Below are 1,300 nucleotides of genomic sequence, written 5' to 3'. Positions count from 1 at the left end.
TGTCAGTGTTGTCAGTTCTTTTTAGAGCCTATATTATTTTTTTAATGAGAGAAAATTAAAATCAATATATTTCAATATGTTAGTATTTTTAATGATACAACCTTTTAAATAGTAACCCATAAATTCAACTAACAATATATATTTGTCAGTTATGTGTCAGTAAATTGAACTGACAAAATAGATTATTTTAGTGAGTGATTAAAACATGTCTTATGAAAAGCGTATGATCCTGTAAAGCCTTTCAAAAGTTGGTTTGTAACTCATAAGAAATGCTATCAAGACCCTTATGGTTATGAGTTTTGACGGGGTTTTGGGTTTTGACGGTTGCTCTTTTTAGATAAAAAAACAATAAAAAGTAAAAACATTATATTTTAATAGGTTAAGATTTTACAGACCTTTAAAAAACAACTCATATTGATAACACAACCTATAAATTCAACTAATAATATACGTTTTGAGGAGGGGTGACGATTTTTACACCTTCAAAACCTATAAACAAAATGAATATACATAACTCTCTTTAAACAAAGCTTTTGAAAACAATAAAGCTATCATTTTAGATTGCGATATAATCTCTTAACAGCAATGTAAAAAAATCTAATTCTATTTAAGAGTGGGTTTCTTAAAAGTCTTAAAGCAATCCAAATAAGAGTATTTAAAAGTGCAAATGATTTCTTTTTAGAATAACGCATATAAACTGTCTTTTTGAGATTGTATCTAATCAACTTAACAAGAGAGGTATAGATTATGGTTATAAGCTCTATACCCCTTGTGAATTTAGCATACCCATTATGTAAGCATGCTTTATAAGTTATTCAGTTTCTTTAATTTCTAATTTTGGTAAGTTTTTTACGATTTTCATTGTTTCTAAACTTACGGTAATAACCTTTTGAAATAACTCTAGAGGGTAGGCAGGGTTGCCAATGGTTTCAACAGCATAGCGATTAGCATCATTAACAATGCCGCTCTTTTTATCTGTTTTAACACATTGACGTTCCATAACCCATTCAAGAGCAGGCTTTCCATTGACTATATACTCATAAGCTTTAAGAGGTATATCCGTCATGACGATATTGCTATTATAAAAAACAGTCGATTTATCCTTTTCCTTACTATTCCCAGAAAATTTCATTTCTGTAACGTAGTAAAATTCTTCGGGAGTAGAGATCTCTGTCTGTTTTGGATTACCCTTTTTAAAGGTGACTGGATAAGGTTTTACAGTTTCATAATTCACGTGCAAATGACCCAGTTCACGCCCTGCTGTTACGAACTTCCAAAAATCATCAGCACTCTTTACACA

At 30.2% G+C, this 1,300-nt stretch carries 1 protein-coding gene; it reads right to left on the bottom strand.

All coding sequences use genetic code 11. From position 1 onward, the window contains the following. Positions 1 to 811: 811 nt before the first annotated feature. The coding region (locus tag ACFIQE_RS10490) for a type ISP restriction/modification enzyme (RefSeq protein ID WP_375707715.1) at positions 812 to 1,300 on the bottom strand (489 nt) is incomplete at its 5' end.

Origin of the sequence: Bartonella sp. AA1HLJMS (assembly GCF_042197445.1) — a bacterium.
In the GTDB taxonomy this organism is placed as follows: Bacteria; Pseudomonadota; Alphaproteobacteria; order Rhizobiales; family Rhizobiaceae; genus Bartonella.
The sequence above is the reverse complement of the archived record's forward strand: the minus strand, read 5'-3'. Positions and strand labels throughout refer to the sequence as shown.